At 70.9% G+C, this 18,505-nt stretch carries 13 protein-coding genes; 2 read left to right on the top strand and 11 right to left on the bottom strand.

Translation table 11 applies throughout. The features are described 5' to 3' along the window. Window positions 1–216 precede the first annotated feature (216 nt). On the top strand, window positions 217–1,014 hold the full coding sequence (locus tag ACZ7MG_RS26815) for an IclR family transcriptional regulator (RefSeq protein WP_471381175.1): 798 nt from the start codon (window positions 217–219) through the stop codon (window positions 1,012–1,014). Here ACZ7MG_RS26815 and folP read toward each other — a convergent pair. The 10 genes from folP to ACZ7MG_RS26765 all read right to left on the bottom strand — a co-directional run bounded on the left by folP (window position 1,002) and on the right by ACZ7MG_RS26765 (window position 16,346). Further along, window positions 1,002–1,949, bottom strand: a complete 948-nt coding sequence (folP, locus tag ACZ7MG_RS26810) for a dihydropteroate synthase (protein WP_471381173.1) — start codon at window positions 1,947–1,949, stop codon at window positions 1,002–1,004. The genes ACZ7MG_RS26815 and folP overlap by 13 nt on opposite strands. A 41-nt stretch (window positions 1,950–1,990) precedes the next feature. Next, window positions 1,991–2,593 carry a sarcosine oxidase subunit gamma gene (locus ACZ7MG_RS26805; protein ID WP_471381171.1) on the bottom strand — a complete coding sequence of 201 codons (603 nt, stop codon included), beginning with the start codon at window positions 2,591–2,593 and terminating at the stop codon, window positions 1,991–1,993. After that, window positions 2,586–5,825, bottom strand: a complete 3,240-nt coding sequence (locus ACZ7MG_RS26800) for a sarcosine oxidase subunit delta (protein ID WP_471381168.1) — start codon at window positions 5,823–5,825, stop codon at window positions 2,586–2,588. The genes ACZ7MG_RS26805 and ACZ7MG_RS26800 overlap by 8 nt, the downstream gene beginning before the upstream one ends. Window positions 5,826–5,837: 12 nt before the next feature. Then, the gene (locus tag ACZ7MG_RS26795) at window positions 5,838–7,070 is read right to left on the bottom strand and encodes a sarcosine oxidase subunit beta family protein (RefSeq protein WP_471381166.1); all 1,233 of its coding nucleotides are present in this window, start codon (window positions 7,068–7,070) and stop codon (window positions 5,838–5,840) included. A 58-nt stretch (window positions 7,071–7,128) separates the two neighbouring features. Next, entirely contained in the window at window positions 7,129–7,989 is an 861-nt protein-coding gene (locus ACZ7MG_RS26790) for a bifunctional methylenetetrahydrofolate dehydrogenase/methenyltetrahydrofolate cyclohydrolase (RefSeq protein ID WP_471381163.1), read from the bottom strand. A gap of 37 nt (window positions 7,990–8,026) precedes the next feature. Next, entirely contained in the window at window positions 8,027–10,465 is a 2,439-nt protein-coding gene (locus tag ACZ7MG_RS26785) for a GcvT family protein (RefSeq protein ID WP_471381161.1), read from the bottom strand. 295 nt (window positions 10,466–10,760) lie between these two features. Beyond that, window positions 10,761–11,738, bottom strand: a complete 978-nt coding sequence (locus ACZ7MG_RS26780) for an ABC transporter substrate-binding protein (protein WP_471381159.1) — start codon at window positions 11,736–11,738, stop codon at window positions 10,761–10,763. A gap of 14 nt (window positions 11,739–11,752) precedes the next feature. Further along, window positions 11,753–13,771, bottom strand: a complete 2,019-nt coding sequence (locus ACZ7MG_RS26775) for an ABC transporter permease (RefSeq protein ID WP_471381158.1) — start codon at window positions 13,769–13,771, stop codon at window positions 11,753–11,755. Then, window positions 13,771–14,856: a quaternary amine ABC transporter ATP-binding protein gene (locus ACZ7MG_RS26770; protein ID WP_471381157.1), complete on the bottom strand. Its 1,086-nt coding sequence runs from the start codon at window positions 14,854–14,856 to the stop codon at window positions 13,771–13,773. The genes ACZ7MG_RS26775 and ACZ7MG_RS26770 overlap by 1 nt, the downstream gene beginning before the upstream one ends. A 20-nt stretch (window positions 14,857–14,876) precedes the next feature. Continuing rightward, window positions 14,877–16,346: an aldehyde dehydrogenase family protein gene (locus ACZ7MG_RS26765; protein ID WP_471381156.1), complete on the bottom strand. Its 1,470-nt coding sequence runs from the start codon at window positions 16,344–16,346 to the stop codon at window positions 14,877–14,879. Window positions 16,347–16,562: 216 nt separating this feature from the next. Between ACZ7MG_RS26765 and purU the strand changes: the two genes are divergently transcribed. Beyond that, window positions 16,563–17,435, top strand: coding sequence for a formyltetrahydrofolate deformylase (gene purU / locus ACZ7MG_RS26760; RefSeq protein WP_471381155.1), 873 nt, complete (start codon window positions 16,563–16,565; stop codon window positions 17,433–17,435). Between the two features lie 232 nt (window positions 17,436–17,667). On the opposite strand, the gene ACZ7MG_RS26755 is transcribed toward purU, so the two are convergent. Next, window positions 17,668–18,504, bottom strand: a complete 837-nt coding sequence (locus ACZ7MG_RS26755; protein WP_471381153.1) for a methylenetetrahydrofolate reductase — start codon at window positions 18,502–18,504, stop codon at window positions 17,668–17,670. Window position 18,505 lies beyond the last annotated feature (1 nt).

Below are 18,505 nucleotides of genomic sequence, written 5' to 3'. Positions count from 1 at the left end.
CGACCAAACTGTCTCCTTGGGGACACCCACTGTCAAGAGGTTGGTCGCGCCGACTTGCCCGCTCCCCTGGACGCCTCCATGGACACCTCTCTGGACGCCTCCCTCTTCCCTGGACAGGAAGGTCCGTGCGAGCATGCGGGCGACTGGTTTCGGCCATGACCGCCGCACTTCGCGAACACCTCGGGCCCGCCGGGAGCGGCTGCGTATAGTTGCACCATGAGCAACTACGCGGCAGAGGGCGCAACAACGGGTCCCGCGGTGAACGGTGTGCAGTCCGTCGACCGCGCCGTCAGCGTGCTGGAGATCCTCGCCCAGCGCGGCGAGGCCGGTGTCAGCGAGGTCGCCGCCGAGATCGAGGTCCACAAGTCGACCGCGTTCCGGCTCCTCGGGGCGCTGGAGGCACGCGGGCTGGTCGAGCAGACGGCAGAGCGGGGCAAGTACCGGCTCGGCTTCGGCATCGTGCGGCTCGCCGGCGCCGTCACGGGCCGGCTCGACATCACCCAGCAGGGCCGGCAGGTCTGCGAGCGGCTCAGCGAGGAGATCGGCGAGACCGTCAACATCGCGGTGCTCCAGGAGCACTACGCGGTCAACCTCCACCAGGTACGCGGCCCGGGCGCGGTCGGCACCCACAACTGGGTCGGCCAGCTCACCCCCCTGTACGCCACGTCCAGCGGCAAGATCCTGCTGGCCCATCTGCCGGAGCAGCGGCGGTCGGAGGTGCTGGAGGCGTCCGGGCTGCGGAAGCTGACGCCGCACACGCTGACGGCCAGGACGAAGCTGGAGAAGGCCCTCACCGAGGCGCGCGAGCTGGGGTACGCGGTGACGCTGGAGGAGCTGGAGATCGGCCTGCACGCCATGGCGGCCCCGATCCGCTCCCGCGAGGGCGAGGTCATCGCCGCGCTCAGCGCCTCCGGCCCGGCCTACCGCTTCACCGAGGAACGCATCCGCGAACTCGTGCCCGTGCTGACGCGGGGCGCCGAAGAGATCAGCCGCAGGATGGGTTACCTGGGCTGACCGCCCACGAGGGGCGACGCACCCAGCGGCGACCGCGTCGCCACCTCGGCGCCCCAACGGGCCGTCACCCGTACCGCGTCCAGCGTCGAGGCGACGTCGTGCACCCGCAGACACCAGGCGCCCTGGGCGGCGGCGAGCACGGACACGGCGGTGGTGGCGGCGTCACGCTCCCGCGCCGGGCGTGGTTCGCCCGTCGTCGGGTCCGCCAACAGCCGCCCCAGGAACGCCTTGCGGGACGCGCCCACCAGGACGGGACGGCCCAGCGCGCGGACCTCCCCGAGCCGGCCCAGCAACTCCCAGTTGTGCTCGGAGTCCTTGGCGAAGCCCAGCCCGGGGTCGACGATCAGCGAACAGGCCGGGACACCCGCCTCCAGGGCCGCGTCGATCCTCAGCCGCAGCTCGTGCAGCACGTCGTCGACCACATCGCGGTAGACGGCGTTCGCCTGCATCCCGGCCGAGTGTCCACGCCAGTGCATCAGTACGTACGGCACTCCCGCCCGGGCCATCAGGGGCAGCATCGCGGGGTCGGCGAGGCCCCCCGACACGTCGTTGACCAGCCGTGCGCCCGCGTCCAAGGCGCGGGCGGCGACCTCGGCCCGCATGGTGTCGACACTGACGACCGCGCCCGCCGCCGCGAGGCCCCGGACGACGGGCAGCACCCGTCGCAACTCCTCCTCGACCGGCGGGCGCACCGCCCCGGGGCGGGTCGACTCGCCGCCCACGTCCACGAGGTCCGCGCCCTGCTCCAGCAGGGCGCGGCCATGGGCCAGGGCCGCGTCGGCGGCGAAGGCCAGCCCGCCGTCGGAGAAGGAGTCCGGCGTGACGTTCACGACGCCCATGACCAGCGCCCGCCCGGGCCTCGGCAGCCCGGGCGGGTGCGGGTCCGGCGTGCCCGGGTGCGCGGGCGTGGCGGGGGCGTGGGCCGTGACGGTCACCGGTGTCCGACTTTCGACGCGCTGACAGGGACTCGCATACCTCAGACGTACTCCGTCGCCGCGTCCAGCAGCCAGTCCGCCAGATAGCCGGCGAACGACGAACGGACCAGGACCCAGAAACCGGCGCTGGGCTCCTCCCGCGCGACCAGGACGACCTGGGTGCGGGCCAGGGTGGTCTGGGCGCAGCGCCCGGCGCCGAAGGCTCTCGGGTGCAGGTCCAGCGCGCAGCCGTGGGCCAGCAGGTCGCGGGCGCGGGCGCCCGCGACGAGGACCGTGGTGCGCTGCGCGGAGACGTCGGTGACGGAGACGTGCTCCTCTCCGGCGGCCTCCCGGATCCGGCTCTCCAGCTCGCGCCCGCCACCCGGCGGCCCGACGAGCAGCCACTCGTCGGGGCCGAGCCACAGCGCGGTCAACTCCCCCGCGCGGGCGACGGTGTTGGGCTCCAGCGGCAGCGGGAGACCCAGCGCGAGGCCGACGGCGTCCGCCGCCGCCCCCTTGGCGTCGAGACGTACGCCGAGTTGGGTGAGGAAGGGCAGTTCGGCCAGCCGGATCGTGCCCCCGGAGGCGCGGGTGGCGGCGGCCAGCCGGTCGGCGGCCCCGGCCAGCGGGCTGCGGGGCCGGGAGGTCAGGGCGGTGTCAGCCATCGCGGCGGGCTCCCTCGGGGTCGTAGAGGACGGGGCTCGCGACGGTCACGGGGACCAGTCGGTCGCCCACGGGGGCGTACAGCCGCTCGCCGATGCGGTCCCGGCCGCCCTTGACCAGGGCGAGCGCGAAGGTCCGGCCGAGGGCGGCGCTGCGGTAGCTGGAGGTGACATGGCCGAGCATCGGGACGGGCGGGGCCGGCAGCACGCTGTCGGCGACCAGGTGCGTGCCCTCGGGAAGGAAGGTGCCCGGGTCCTCGGGGAGCAGGCCCACCAGGTGCTTGCGGTCGGGCCGGACGGTGTCGGGGCGGGTGTAGGACCGCTTGCCGACGAAGTCCGACTTCTTCTTCGAGACCACCCAGCTCATCCCGAGATCCTGCGGCGTGACCGTGCCGTCGGTGTCCTGGCCGATGATCGGATAGCCCTTCTCGGCCCGCAGGACGTGCATGGTCTCGGTGCCGTACGGGGTGATGCCGTACGGGGCGCCGGCCTCGTACAGCGCCTCCCAGAGGGCGAGGGCCTCCCACGGCGACACATTGATCTCGTAGGCGAGTTCGCCGGAGAAGCTGATCCGGCAGACCCGGGCGTCGAGGCCCGCGACGGTGGTCTCGCGCCAGGCCATGAACGGGAAGTCCTCGTTGGACACGGCCAGTTGCGGCGCGAGGGAGCCGATCACCTCGCGGGACTTCGGGCCGACCAGGGCGACCGTGGCCCACTGTTCGGTCACGGACGCGCAGTGGACCTTCAGTTCGGGCCACTCCGTCTGGAGCCACTCCTCCATCCAGTCGAGGACGGTGGCGGCGTTGCCGGTCGTCGTGGTGACCAGGTAGCGGTCCGGCTCGACCCGGATGACGGTGCCGTCGTCGAAGACCATGCCGTCCGGGCGGCACATGACGCCGTAGCGGATCATGCCGACCTTCAGGGTGCTCATCATGTTGGTGTAGAGCAGGTCGAGGAAGACACCGGCGTCCGGGCCCTGCACGTCGATCTTGCCGAGGGTGGAGGCGTCCATGAAGCCCACGCCCTCACGGGTCGCGGCGCACTCGCGGAGCACTGCGGTCTCCATGTCCTCGCCGTCCCGCGGGTAGTACCAGGGGCGCTTCCACTGGCCGACGTTCTCGAACAGCGCGCCGTGCCCGACATGCCAGTCGTGGAGGGCGGTCGTACGGACCGGGTCGCTGAGCACGCCCCGGTCGCGGCCCGCGAGGGCGGCGAAGGAGACGGGGGTGTACGGCGGACGGAAGGTGGTGGTGCCGAGGGCCGAGACGTCCACGCCGAGCAGTTCGGCGACGACCCCGCTGGCCAGCACGCCGGAGGTCTTGCCCTGGTCGTTGGCGGTGCCGGCCGTGGTGTAGCGCTTGGTGTGCTCCACCGAGCGCAGACCGGCGCCGGTCGCGCGGGCCAGGTCGGCCACGGTGACGTCGCGCTGGAGGTCGACGAACTTGGGCGCGTCCGACTCGCCCGGGACGACGTACACATGCATCGGCGGCGTCGGGGCGGGCCGCGCGGCCACCGCCGGGAGGCGGGGCGTCTCGGCCGTGTACCCCTCGGCCTCGATCGCGCGGGCACCGGCGGCGGCACCCTGGGCGAGGATGCCGGCCGGGTCGAGCAGACCGCTCGCGCTGCCGACGACCTCGACCGCCTGACGGCAGGTGTCGGGCACGAAGGAGCCCAGCGTCTCGTCGTGGCGGAGCTTGCCGCCGGACTGGCTGAACAGGTGCGCCACCGGGTTCCAGCCGCCGGAGACCAGCAGCAGGTCGGCGGCGAACACCCGCTGTCCGGCGGACTCGCCGTACGGGGCGACGGTCACGGCGGTCAGGCGGGGCTCGCCCTCGGTGCCGGTGACGGCGTGTCCGGCGAGGACCTCGATGCCGGCGGCCGTGGCGCGCTCGGCCCACTCCCCCGGTGCGGGGCGGGTGTCGACGATCGCCGTGACGGCCAGGCCCGCCGAGGCGAGGTCCAGGGCCGCCTCGTAGGCGCTGTCGTTGGTGGTGAGGACGACCGCGTGGCGGCCGGGCAGGGCGCCGTGGCGGTTGACGTGGGTGCGGGCCGAGGAGGCCAGCATCACGCCGGGGCGGTCGTTGTCCGCGAAGGCCAGGGAGCGTTCGTGGGCGCCGGTCGCGAGGACGACGCGGCGGGCGCGGATGCGCCAGACGCGTTCCCGGGAGACGTTCTCGGGGGCCGCGCCGCCGAGGTGGTTGGTGCGGCGCTCGACGGCGAGGAGGTGGTTGTCGTCGTAGTGGCCGAAGACGGTGGTGCGGCGCAGGACGCGGACCTCGGGGGCGGCGTCGAGCAGTGCGGCGGTTTCGCCCACCCAGTCGAGGTGTTCGGCGGTGCCGAGGAGGCTGCCGCCGGGTTCCGGCTGGTCGTCGGCGAGGATGACGCGGGCGCCGCTGTTCGCCGCGGCGGCGGCCGCCGCGAGGCCGGCCGGGCCGGCGCCCACGACCAGGAGGTCGCAGTGGGCGTGTACGGCGTCGTAGCGGGCGGGGTCGGGGGCCGTGGCGAGGCGGCCCTGGCCGGGGAGGCTGGTGGCGACCAGGCCGTCGTACAGCTCGACGGTGGTCGCGGGGAGCATCGGCTCGGGGAAGGGTTCCTCGATCTGGATGACCGCGTTGGGCTCCTCGACGCCGGCGGAGAAGATGCCTCGGGGGCGGCCGAGTTTGATGCTGGTGCCGGCGTTCATCACTCCGTTGGCGAGGAGGGCGGAGGCGAGCGTGTCGCCTCGGTGGCCCTGGTACTCGGTGCCGTCGAAGGTGAACGTGAGGGTCGTGTCGCGGTCGACGCGGCCTCGGGTGGGGTGGCGGAACGGTTGGGTTGTCTCGCCCCCGCCGCCCCTTCCCGTCCCGTCCCCGGGGGCTGCGCCCCCGGACCCCCCTTCGGCCTGAACGGCCTCGTCCTCAAGCGCCGGACGAGCTGATGGTGCCGGGACCGTCGCGGAAGTGACCGGAGTCAACTCCGACCCGGTCTCCGGGCGTTCCTCGCCCGAGCGGTACACCGACAGGATCTCGTTCGTGGAGGTGTCGCGGACCGCGTTGAACCAGCGGCGGCAGCCCGACGCGTGGCTCCAGCGTTCGGCGAAGGGGCCCTTGGTGTTGTCGCAGAAGAAGAGGTAGCGGGCCCACTCCTCGTCGGTGAGGGCCGAGGGGGTCTCGGGGTAGGCCACGTGGGCCTGGCCGCCGTAGTGGAACTCGGCCTCGTCGCGGGGCCCGCACCACGGGCAGGTGATGAGCAGCATGTGTGGAGCCCCCTAGTGGGCCACCGCGGCCGCGCCGTGCTCGTCGACGAGCGCGCCGGTGGTGAAACGGTCGAGCGAGAAGGGGGCGTTGAGGGCGTGCGGGGTGTCGTGGGCGATGGTGTGGGCGTAGACCCAGCCGACGCCCGGGGTGGCCTTGAAACCGCCCGTGCCCCAGCCGCAGTTGAGATAGAGGTTGTCGACGGGGCTGAGCCCGATGATCGGCGAGGCGTCGGGGCTGGTGTCGACGATGCCGCCCCAGGTGCGCAGGACATGGGCGCGGGCGAAGACCGGGAAGAGCTCCAGGGCCGCGGCCATCTGTTCCTCGATGATGTGGAAGGCGCCGCGCTGGGTGTACGAGTTGTACGCGTCGATGCCCGCGCCCATCACCAGCTCGCCCTTGTGCGCCTGGCTGACGTACACATGAACGGCGTTGGACATCACGACCGTGGGGTGCACCGGCTCCAGGAGTTCGGAGACGAGAGCCTGCAACGGGTGTGACTGGATGGGGAGTTGGATGCCCGCCATGGCGGCGAGGACCGAGGTGTGGCCCGCCGAGCAGAGCGCGACCTTGCCGGCCGCGATGCGGCCCCGGGTGGTGCGGACGCCGACGACGCGGTTGTCGACCACGTCCAGGCCGGTGACCTCGCAGTTCTGGATGATGTCGATACCGGCCGCGTCGGCGGAGCGGGCCAGGCCCCAGGCCACGTAGTCGTGCTTGGCGATTCCCGCGCGCGGCTGGTAGGTGGCGCCCAGGACCGGGTAGCGCACGTCCTGGGAGATGTTGACGATGGGGCAGACCTCCTTGACGCCGTCGGCGTCGAGCCACTCCGCGTCCACGCCGTTGAGGCGGTTGGCCTCCACGCGGCGCACGCTGTCACGGACGTCCTGGAGGCTGTGCGCGAGGTTCAGCACGCCGCGCTGGGAGAAGAGGATCGGGTAGTCGAGCTCCTCGTCCAGTCCCTCCCAGAGCTTGAGGGCGTGCTCGTAGATGCCGGCGCTCTCGTCCCACAGGTAGTTCGAGCGGATGATCGTGGTGTTGCGGGCCATGTTGCCGCCGCCGAGCCAGCCCTTCTCCAGCACCGCGACATTGGTGATGCCGTGGTTCCTGGCGAGGTAGTGGGCGGTGGCCAGGCCGTGTCCGCCGGCTCCGACGATCACCACGTCGTACGACTTCTTCGGCTCGGGGTCGCGCCACAGCCAGTCGGGGTGGTCGGGGAGGTCGGCGCCTGGGGTGCGGGGGCTCATCGGACGTCTCCGTCTGCCGAAAGGTGCGGATGCTGCGGGTACTGGGGGACGTGCGCGTTCATACGGCGGTGGCGTTCCTCTCGGCGGCCTCGACGACGTTGGCCAGCAACATCGCGCGGGTCATGGGGCCCACCCCGCCGGGCATCGGCGCGATCCAGCCGGCGACCTGGGCGGCGTCCGGGTGGATGTCGCCGACCAGGCCCTCGTCGGTGCGGGTGATACCGACGTCCAGGACAGCCGCGCCGCTGCGCAGCATGTCCTTGGTGATCAGCCCGGGTGAACCGGCCGCCGCGATGACGATGTCGGCCTCCCGGGTGTGCCAGGCCAGGCCCTTGGTGCCGGTGTGGCACAGGGTCACGGTGGCGTTCTCGGAGCGGCGGGTGAGCAGCAGGCCGATGGGGCGTCCGACCGTGATGCCTCGGCCGACCACGCAGACCCGGGCGCCGGCGAGCGGTACGTCGTGGCGGCGCAGGAGTTCGACGATGCCGCGGGGGGTGCAGGGCAGCGGGGCGTCGACGCCGAGGGTGAGCCGGCCGAGGTTGACGGGGTGCAGTCCGTCGGCGTCCTTGGCCGGGTCCATGCGTTCCAGTACGGCGTTGGCGTCGAGGTGGCGGGGCAGCGGGAGCTGGACGATATAGCCGGTGCAGGCCGGGTCGGCGTTCAGTTCGTCGATGACGTCCTCGACCTGCCGCTGGGTGGCGTCGGCGGGCAGGTCGCGGCGGATGGAGGCGATGCCGACCTGGGCGCAGTCGCGGTGCTTGCCGGCGACATAGGCGTGGCTGCCGGGGTCCTCGCCGACCAGGACGGTGCCGAGGCCCGGCGGGCGGCCGCCGCCGGCGGTCAACTTGGCCACGCGCTCCGTGAGTTCGCGGCGGATGTCGGCGGCGGTCGCCTTGCCGTCGAGCAGTTGTGCGTTCACCGGCGGTGTTCCTTCCCTCTTCGCTCGTGGCCGGGTGTCAGCCACGCAGGCGGGACATGGTGGGGTCGAACAGGGGCTCCTCGGTGACGACGGCCTCGACGCGCTGGTCGAAGTAGCCGATGTGCAGCGCGGTCCCGGGTTCCGTGAGTTCCGTGGGGAGCCAGGCGTAGGCGATGCCCTTGCCGATGGTGTAGCCGTAGGAGGCGCTGGTGACGTAGCCGACCGACCGGTCCCCGTCGAGGACGGGTTCCTTGCCCAGGACGACCGACCGGGGGTCGTCGATGACGAGGCAGGTCAGCTTGCGCCGGACGTTCTCCTTGCGGCGCAGCAGCGCGTCCTTGCCGATGAAGTCGTCCTTGTCGAGCTTGACGGCGAAGCCGACGCCGGCCTCGTAGGGGTCGTGCTCGTAGGTCATGTCGGTGCCGAAGGAGCGGTAGCCCTTCTCCAGGCGGAGGCTGTTGAAGGCGCCGCGGCCGGCGATGACACCACCGAGCGGCTCGGCCGCCTCCCAGAGGGTGTCCCAGAGCTTCTGGCCCTGGTCGGCGGTGGTGTAGAGCTCCCAGCCGAGTTCGCCGACGTAGCTCAGGCGCATGGCAGTGACGGGCACCGAGCCGATGTAGGCGGGCTTGGCGCGGAAGTACTTCAGGCCGTCGTTGGTGAAGTCGGCGTCGGTGAGGGGCTGGAGGACCTTGCGGGCCAGCGGGCCCCACAGGCCGATGCAGCAGGTGCCGGGGGTGATGTCACGGACCTGGACCGTGCCGTCGGCGGGGAGGTGGCGGGTGATCCAGTCCAGGTCGAGGTTGCCGTTGGCGCCGATCTGGAAGACGTCGCGGGCGAGGCGGGCGACGGTGACGTCGCTGCGGATGCCTCCGTCGTGGTCGAGGAAGAGGGTGTAGGTGACCGAGCCGACGGACTTGGCGACCTTGCCGGTGCACAGGCGCTCCAGCAGGTCGGCGGCGCCGGGGCCGCTCACCTCCAGGCGCTTGAGGGCCGTCATGTCGTACATCGCGACGGTCTCCCGGGTGGCCTGCGCCTCGGCGCCGACGATCGGGGACCAGAACCGCGCGGCCCAGTCGCCCGGGGTGGGGATGGAGCGGCCCTCGACGAGGCCGGCGTTGGCCTCGTACCACTGCGGGCGCTCCCAGCCGTTCGCCTCCAGGAAGAAGGCGCCGTGCTCCTGCTGGCGGGCGTGGAAGGGGCTGGTGCGGATCGGGCGGGGGTCCCCGGACGGCTGGAGGGGGTGGAGGATGTCGTAGACCTCGACGAAGTTCTGGCAGTCGCGGGCCAGGACGTACTCCGGGGAGAGCTGGTGCGGTTCGAAACGGTTGACGTCGCACTCGTGGAGGTCGAAGGAGGAGCAGTGGCCGTCGACCAGCCATTCGGCCATGGCCCGGCCGACGCCGGCGGAGTGGGTGACCCAGACCGCCTCGGCGACCCAGAAGCCCTTGACGTCACTCGACTCGCCGAGGAGCGGGAAGTTGTCGGTGGTGAAGGAGAAGAGGCCGTTGATGCCCTCCTCGATCTTCGCCTCCTTGGTGGAGGGGAGCAGCGACTGGGTCTCGGTCCAGGCGTCGGCGAAGTCGTCCTCGGTGAACTTCAGGACCGACGGCATGTCGTCGGCCTCGTCCACGGAGAGGATCTCGTCGGCCGTGATGGGCATCGGGCGGTGGCCGTAGTAGCCGATGCCGATGCCGTCGAAGCGGTCGCGGTAGTAGAGGTCGGCGTCCTGGTGGCGCAGGATCGGCCGGATCGCCTCCTCGGTCTGACCGGCGAGGGCCGGGACGGGGCCGGTCCAGGCGAGCTGGTGCGCGAGCGGGGTCAGCGGGAGGTTCATGCCGACCATGCGGGCGATCTTCGGGCCCCAGATGCCGGCGCAGCACACGACGATGTCGGCCGGGATCTCGCCCTGGTCGGTGAGGACGCCGGTGACCTCGCCGTCGGCCTTGAGGACGTCGAGGACCTCGTGGCGGGCCAGGAAGGTCACGCCGCGCTCGGTGGCCCGGCGGATCTGCGCCTCGACCGCGAGGACGGCCTTGGCGAGACCGTCGGTGGGGACCAGGAGGCCGCCGAGGACCTTGTCGGGGTTGACCAGCGGGTGCTGTTCGAGGCACTCGTCCGCGGTGAGCAGACGGGACTCGATGCCCCAGGCGGTGATCCAGCCGTGGCGGCGGCGCAGTTCGGTCAGGCGCTCGGGGGTGGTGGCCACTTCGAGGCCGCCGACCTGGAGGAAGCAGGGCTTGCCGTCCACGTCGAGGGAGCAGAACTTCTCGACGGTGTACCGGGCCAGCTCGGTCATCGTCTTGGACGAGTTGGTCTGGAAGACCAGGCCCGGGGCGTGTGAGGTGGAGCCCCCGGTGGCGGGGAGGGGGCCCTGATCGACCACGGTCACCTCGGTCCAGCCTCGCGCGGAGATCTCGTCCGCGAGAGCCGCTCCCACGACTCCCGCTCCGATGATGACCACTCGGGGTCCCGCCATCGCCGCACCTCCGGTCTGTTGATCAGCCGAGCCGATCGAGTTGCTGTTTACGCAACGCGGTTCAGGTTGCGCAACTCAATGTGCCTTCCGCACAGGTGGGTGTCAAGGGTCCCGGGACCTCCGAAAACAGGCCGGAGAAGAGGTCGGAGAAGAGGTCGGAGAAGAGGTCGGAGAACAAGCCGGGGAACGGGTCGGGGAACGGGCCCGGACACGGCGATGCCCGGTGGGCGGCACGCATCCCGCGCGCGCCGCCCACCGGGCATGGTCCGACCGGATTCCCGCCTCCGGGCCCGTCCTACTTCAGCCAGGCGTCCACCTTGACGCGGTTGGCGTCGACCCACTTCTTGGCCGCGGCCTCGGGGGTCATCTTGTCGACGGCGATGTACTTCGCCACGATGTTCTGGTCCTCGTTCGTCCAGCTGAAGTTCTTCACCAGGTCGTAGGCCGGGCTGCCCGAGTCGGCGAACTTCTTGCTGACGATCTTGTCCAGCGTGTAGACGGGGTAGTCGCAGGCGACCTTCTCGGCGTCGGCGTCACAGCCCGCCTTGTAGTCGGGCAGCTTGACCTTCACCAGCGGCACCTCGGACATGAACCACTGGGGCTCGTAGAAGTAGCCGATCACCCATTCCTTGTTCTTCTCCGCCTTGCGGAAGGTCTGGATGAGGGCCGTCTCGCTGCCCGCGTACACGACCTTGTAGTCCAGCTTCAGGTTCTTGACCAGCGCCTCGTCGTTGGTGACGAACGACGGGTCGCCGTCGAGGAGCTGGCCCTTGCCGCCGGACTCGGACGTCTTGAACTTCGCCGCGTACTTGTCGAGGTTCTCCCAGTTGGTGATGTCCGGGTGCTCCTTGGCCAGCCACGGCGGCACATACCAGCCGATCAGGCCTTCGTTGCCGGTGGCGCCGGCGTCCACGGCGGTCTTCTGGTCGGTGATGTACTTCTTCTTCAGGTCGTCGTGACCCCAGTTCTCGACGACCGCGTCCACCTCACCGGTCCCGAAGCCCTGCCAGGCGATCTCCTCCTTGAGGTCCTTCTTGGTGACCTTGCAGCCGAGGTCGTTCTGCGCGACGTAGGCGATGACCGCCGCGTTGGCCTCGTAGCCGACCCACGGGTTGACCGCGAGGTTGAAGGTGCCGCACTTGGCGGAGCTGCCCGAGCCGCCCGCGTCCGAGGAATCGTCACCGACCTTCGCACCGCCACAGGCGGTCAGGGTGAGGCCGAGGACCGCTATGCCGGCCGCGCCGACTCTCCATCGTCTTGCTTGCCTTGCCATGGTCAGTTGCTCCTTCATGCGCTGGTTCGCCGCGCCGCGGCCTGAGTGATGCGGTCGAACATGACTCCGAGAAGGACGATGGCGAGCCCTGCGGCGAGCCCCTTCCCGAAGAGTTGGCCCTGCGAGAAACCGGCCACGACGTCGTAGCCGAGGGCGCCGGCACCTACCAGGCCGCCCACCACAACCATCGACAGCACATAGATCAGACCCTGGTTCGTGGCGAGAGTCAGGGCACCGCGCGCCATCGGCAGCTGGACCTTGGTGATGATCTGCCAGGTGTTGCACCCGGCGGAGGTGGCCGCCTCCACGGTCGTCGCGGGCACGTTCCGCACCCCGTCCGCGATGATCTTCATGGCGACGGGCGCCGCGTAGACGATCGCGGCGACGATCGCCGTGAAACGGGTCGCGCCGAACAGCGCGAGGAACGGCACCAGATAGACGAACGGCGGCATGACCTGGGCCGCGTCCAGGCTGGGCCGCAGCATGCGGTCCGCCAGCCGGCTGCGGCCCATCCACACGCCGAAGCCGATGCCGAGCAGCATCACGAGAATCGTGGCGACCACGGTCGACGCCAGTGTCGTCATGCTGTCCGACCACATCCCGGTGGCGACCAGCAGCCCCACGCACACCGCCGTGGTGATGCCGGCCCGCTGGCCGCCGAGGACGACGCCGAGCGCGATCAGCACCGCGCCGACGAGCCACCACGGGGAGTCCGTGAGCAGCGACTGGAACGGGTTGAGCAGCCCGTTGGTGATGAGGTCGCGGACGGTGTTGGTGACGCCCGAGAGGTTGTCCTGCACCCAGGTCGTCGTGGTGTCCGCCGCGCTCGCGATGGAGCTGCCGAGACCACCCTCACCGGGGAACTCGGCCGCCCACACATAGGTGTGGGACATGAAGACCAGGACGGCGGTGAGGACCGCGCCCGCGCCGAGCAGGGGTCGCCGCCAGGCGAGGAACCGGTTCTTGGAGCGCCGGGCCTCCTCCTCGCGGGTGCTGGCCGCGGTCGTGACCCGGTCGAGGACGATCGCCAGGACGACGATGGACAGACCCGCGTTGAAGGCGGTGCCCACGTCGAGCGACTGGAGCGCCTGGACGACGGTCTTGCCGAGGCCGGGCGCGTCGATCAGGGCGGCGATGGTCACCATGGCCAGGGCGGCCATGATGGTCTGGTTGACGCCCATCACCACGGTCCGCTTGGACATGGGCAGCAGGACCTTCAGCAGGGCCTGCCCGCGTGTCGCCCCGAGGGAGTCGGCGGCCTCCACGGTCGTCTCCGGCACGGTCCGGATGGCGTGCGCGGTGATACGGATCGCCGGGGGCGCCGCGTAGATGACCGTGGCGATGGTGGCGGAGGCGCCGCCGATCAGGAAGAACAGGGTCAGCGGGGCGAGATAGACGAAGGTCGGCATCGTCTGCATGAAGTCCAGCAGCGGGGTGACGACCCGGTTGACCCGGTCGGACAGTCCCGCCCACACACCCAGCGGGATCGCGAACAGCAGCGCCACGAACACCGCGGAGACGGTGAGCGCCAGGGTGTCCATGCTCTCCTGCCACAGGCCCTGGAGGCCGAGGAAGGTGAAGCCGGCCACCGCGAGCAGCGCGACCCGCCAGTTGCCGAACGCCCAGGAGACATAGCCCGCGATGCCGACGACGCCGAGCCAGCCGATCTGCGGCAGGGGGCGGCCGACGGAGGGCTGGGAGATCAGCTCCTGCACGAAGGTCACCAGGGTGTCGATGACCAGGCGGATCTCGTTGAAGAAGTACAGGAACAGGGGGTTGGAGTTGCGGTTCGCGCCGATCGAGTCGTTGACGTCGTTGAACCACCGGTGCAGATCGGTCAGGTCCGCCGCCCCGAGCGCGAGGGTCTGCTTGCCGCGCAGGATCGCGAACAGCACCAGCCAGACGACCAGGATCGCGCCGAGCACCATGGAACGGCTGATCCTCCGGGGCTCCGCGGCGGGGGCGGGCTCCTCGACCGGCCGGGTCTTCTCCGGTCTCCCCGGCGGCTCGGTCTTCTCCACGACGACGGTCATCAGGCGCCGCCTTCCTGTCCGGCGACCACGGCGAGGATCTCCTCGTCGCCGACGATGCCGAGCAGCTTGCCGTTCTCGACGACCTTGACGGGCTTGTCGGCGGCGAGCACCGCCCGGGTGGCCTCCTTGACCACGACGTCCGGTCCCAGCTCGGGGCCGTCCAGGGCGTCGCCGTCCTCCAGGGGCCGCATGATCCACCGCAGGGTGAGCACATCGCCGCGCGGTACGTCCTTGACGAACTCGCGCACATAGTCGTCGGCCGGGGCGCCGACCAGCTCGTCGCCGGTGCCGCACTGGACCATCTTGCCGTCGCGCATGATCAGGATGCGGTCGCCCAGTTTGAGGGCCTCGGAGAGGTCGTGGGTGATGAAGACCATCGTCTTGCCGACCTCGTGGTGCAGCCGGATGACCTCGTTCTGCATGTCGCGGCGGATCAGCGGGTCGAGCGCCGAGAACGGCTCGTCGAAGAAGAGCACGTCCGGATCGCCGGCCAGCGCGCGGGCCAGCCCGACCCGCTGCTGCATACCGCCGGAGAGCTGGTCGGGGTAGGACTTCTCGTAGCCGGCGAGGCCGACCAGCTCGACGACCTCCTGGGCCCGCCTGACCCGCTCGGCCCGGCCCAGGCCGCGGATCTCCAGCCCGAAGGCCACGTTGTCGACGACCCGGCGGTGGGGCAGCAGCCCGAAGTGCTGGAAGACCATGGAGAACTTGCGGCGGCGCAGCTCGCGCAGGCGTCTGTCGTCGGCCTGGCGGATGTCCTCGCCCTCGAAGACGACCTCGCCCGCGGTGGGTTCGATCAGCCGGGTCAGACATCGCACCAGGGTGGACTTGCCGGAGCCGGACAGGCCCATGACGACGAAGACCTCGCCGGGCGAGACGTCGAAGTGCACGTCCCGTACGGCGGCGGTGCAGCCGGTGCGGTCCATCAGTTCACGGCGGGTGAGTTCGCACAGTTCCGCGGACTCCGGCACCCGGTCGGCCTTGGGCCCGAACACCTTCCACAGCCTGCGCACGGAGATGACCGGGGTGGGACCCGAGTCCTGGGGCGTGCCGCGCCGCTGCGGCACCTCGGTCTGCGTGGTCATGTTCGACCTTCTTTCGGCGTTCAGCCGCTGAACCAGCGCTGCGGCCGGGGTTGGATGTTCTGCCAGATGTGTTTGGGCTCTCGGTACTCGTTCAGGCCGGTCGGTCCCAGCTCCCGGCCCACACCCGAATGCCCGAAACCGCCCCATTCCGCTTGCGGCACATAGGGGTGGTAGTCGTTGATCCACACGGTGCCGTGGCGCAGCCGCCGGGCGACCCGCTGGGCCTTGCCGGCGTCCTCGGTCCACACGGCACCGGCCAACCCGTACTCGGTGTCGTTGGCGATGCGTACGGCGTCGTCCTCGTCGGTGAAGCGCTCCACGGTGAGCACGGGTCCGAAGGACTCCTCGTGCACCACCCGCATGTCCTGCCGGCACTCGTCGAGGACGGTGGGCAGGTAGTAGTGGCCGTCCGCCAGCGCGGGGTCGTCGGGCCGGGCGCCGCCGCAGCGCAGCACGGCGCCCTCGGCGATACCGGAGGCGACGTACGCCTCGACCTTCTCCCGGTGCTGGGCGGAGATCAGTGCCCCGGTCTCGGCCTCGGTGTCATAGGGGCCGCCGAGCCGGATGAGCCGGGCGCGGCGGACGACCTCGTCGACGAAGCGGTCGTGCAGGGAGTCCTCGACGATCAGCCGGGCGCCGGCCGAGCACACCTGGCCGGAGTGCAGGAAGACGGCGGTGAGGGCGAAGTCCACGGCCGTCTCGAAGTCGGCGTCGGCGAAGACGACGTTGGGGTTCTTGCCGCCCAGTTCCAGCGCGACCTTCTTCACGGTCGCGGCGGCGGTGGCCATGATGCGCCTGCCGGTGTCCAGGCCGCCGGTGAAGGAGACCATGTCGACGCGCGGGTCCTCGGAGAGCGGGGCGCCCACCTCGGGGCCGGCGCCCAGGACGAGGTTGGCGGCACCGGCCGGCAGCCCGGCCTCCTCCAGCGCCCGCATCAGCAGGACGGAGGTGGAGGGGGTCAGCTCGCTGGGCTTGAGGACGATCGTGTTGCCGGCCAGCAGCGCCGGGGCGACCTTCCAACTGGCTTGCAGGAGCGGGTAGTTCCAGGGTGTGATCAGTGCGCACACGCCGACCGGCTCGTGGACGACACGGCTGACGGCGTCGTCACGGCCGGTGTCGATCACCCGGCCGGCGTCGGTGCCCGCGAGTCCGCCGTAGTAGCGGAAGCAGGAGACGACGTCGGCGATGTCGTACTCGCTCTCCACCACCCGCTTGCCGGTGTCGAGGGACTCGGCGCGGGCGAAGCTCTTGGTGTCCCGCTCGATGATGTCGGCGGTGCGCAGCAGCAGGGCGCCGCGCTCCCGCTCGGGGGTGCCCGGCCAGGGGCCGGCGTCGAAGGCCTCCCGGGCCGCGGCGATCGCCGCCTCGGTGTCGGGGCGCGTCCCTTCCGAGACGGTCGCCGTGAGCGTGCCGTCAGCGGGACATCGGATCTCGCGGTGGCCGCCGGCCAGCGGAGCCCGCCATTCGCCATTCACATACAGGTCTGCCACGCGCCGAGCCTTCCGACTGAAATTCGTTGCGCATCGTGCACCCGATTGCTTGTGATGGAACACCCTGTCGCCTGGTCAGACGGACGTCAAGATGTTGGCCGATGACGATTTGACCATGTGATCACTTACCCGCCCACCCTTGACCGCAAGCCACACCGAGCCGACCATGTTGCGTATCGCTCACCTTGTTGTGCAATACGCACCGACGGAGGCCCCATGTCCCCTCGACCGCAGCCCGGCCGTGAGTTCGTCCTGACCCTTTCCTGCCCCGACAGTGCCGGGCTCGTTCACGCCGTGAGCGGCTATCTCGTCAGGAACTCCGGAAACATCCTGGAAAGCCAGCAGTTCGACGACCGACTCCAGGGCCGCTTCTTCATGCGGGTCCACTTCGACGTCTCCGACCCGAACGTCGACCTGGAGGGCCTGCGGTACCGCTTCGGTCCCGTCGCCCAGGCCTACGGCATCTCGTGGTCCCTCAGCGACGCCTCGACGCCGACCCGGACCCTGATCATGGTGTCCAAGTTCGGGCACTGCCTGAACGACCTGCTCTTCCGCCGGCGGGCGGGCGCGCTCAACATCGAGATCCCCGCGATCGTCTCCAACCACCGGGAGTTCGAGAAGCTCGCGGAGACGTACAACGTCCCCTTCCACCATGTGCCGGTGACCCGGGAGACCAAGCCCGAGGCCGAGGCACGGCTGCTCGAACTCGTCCGTGAGCTGGACATCGACCTGGTGGTGCTGGCCCGCTACATGCAGATCCTCTCCGACGACCTGTGCAAGGAGCTGGACGGCCGCGCCATCAACATCCACCACTCCTTCCTGCCCAGCTTCAAGGGCGCGCGCCCCTACGACCAGGCCTACGACCGCGGGGTGAAGCTCGTCGGCGCGACGGCGCACTACGTCACCTCGGACCTGGACGAGGGCCAGATCATCGAGCAGGACGTGGTCCGGGTCGACCACTCGCTGGACCCCGGCGAGCTGGTCACGGTCGGCCGGGACGTGGAGGCCCAGGTGCTCGCACACGCGGTCAAGTGGCACAGCGAGAACCGGGTGATGGTCGAGGGCAACCGTACGGTCGTCTTCCGCTGAGCGGTACGACCTCCGTATACGAACGCCGGACGGGCTGAGAGCCCGTCCGGCGTTCGGCGTTCGGTCCCAGGCGTCCGTCCGGTGGGGGCTTCTCGCGCAGTTCCCCGCGCCCCTGAAAAAGCGGGGCTGCGCCCCTGCTTTTTCCGCCCGAAAGGGCCGTAGGCCCTTAAGGGGCGCGGGGAACTGCGCGACCAGCCCCCACCGGGCCGGCAGCCGAACCTCGGTGGTGCGCTCAGCCCTCCAACCGGTCCAGCAGAGCCCGTCGCCACCGCTCCGTCTCCGCGATCTGGTTGAAGGTGAACAGGTGCAGTCCCGCCACCCCGGAGAGGGGGTCGGTGAGGGCGTTCTCCGTACGCGTGAGCAGCTTCTCGGGCGAGTAGCCGCCGGGCGCGGCGAAGCGCACGAACCAGGACGCGTGCCTGGTCAGGAAGCGGGTGGACTCCCCCACCCCGATCTTCGTGGCCATCGCCAGCAGCTTCGCCCGCTGCACGGGCCCCGCGACGCCCACATGCACCGGCAGGGTCACGCCCCGGCGGCGTACCCGCGCGAGCCAGTCCCCCAGCACCCGCGGGTCGAAGCAGAGGTTGCTCACGATGTACGTGGCGTGCTCGCGCTTGTCCCACATCGCCTGGACGGTGATGTCGTCGTGGAGGAGCGGATGGCTCTCGGGATAGCCGGTGACGCCGACATGGGTGAACGGCCGTCCCAGCTCGCTCAGCCGGCGCAGCACCGGCAGCGCCCCGTCGTAGGACCCGGCCGGCGGGTCGGCGTCGCCCGCCGGGACGAACACGTCGTCCACGCCCGCCTCACGCAGCCGGTCCACGACCTCCTTCAGGTGCCGGTCGTCGCGCAGGAGCCGGGCGGGGACGTGCGGGACGACCCGGTAGCCGTGCGCGGCGAGCCGGCCCGCGAGGTCGAGAGTGGGTTCCAGGCCCTTGACCGGCGACGCCGTCACGGTGACGACGACGTCGCGCGGGACATGGGCGAGGACCTTCTCCTCGGTCGACTTCGCGGGCAGCACCTCGTAGCGCACCGTCTTCAGCAGTGCGCGCAGCCCCGTGACCCCCAAT

The organism is Streptomyces sp. NPDC107538 (genome assembly GCF_055657445.1).
This window is presented reverse-complemented; position numbering and strand designations above follow the sequence as displayed.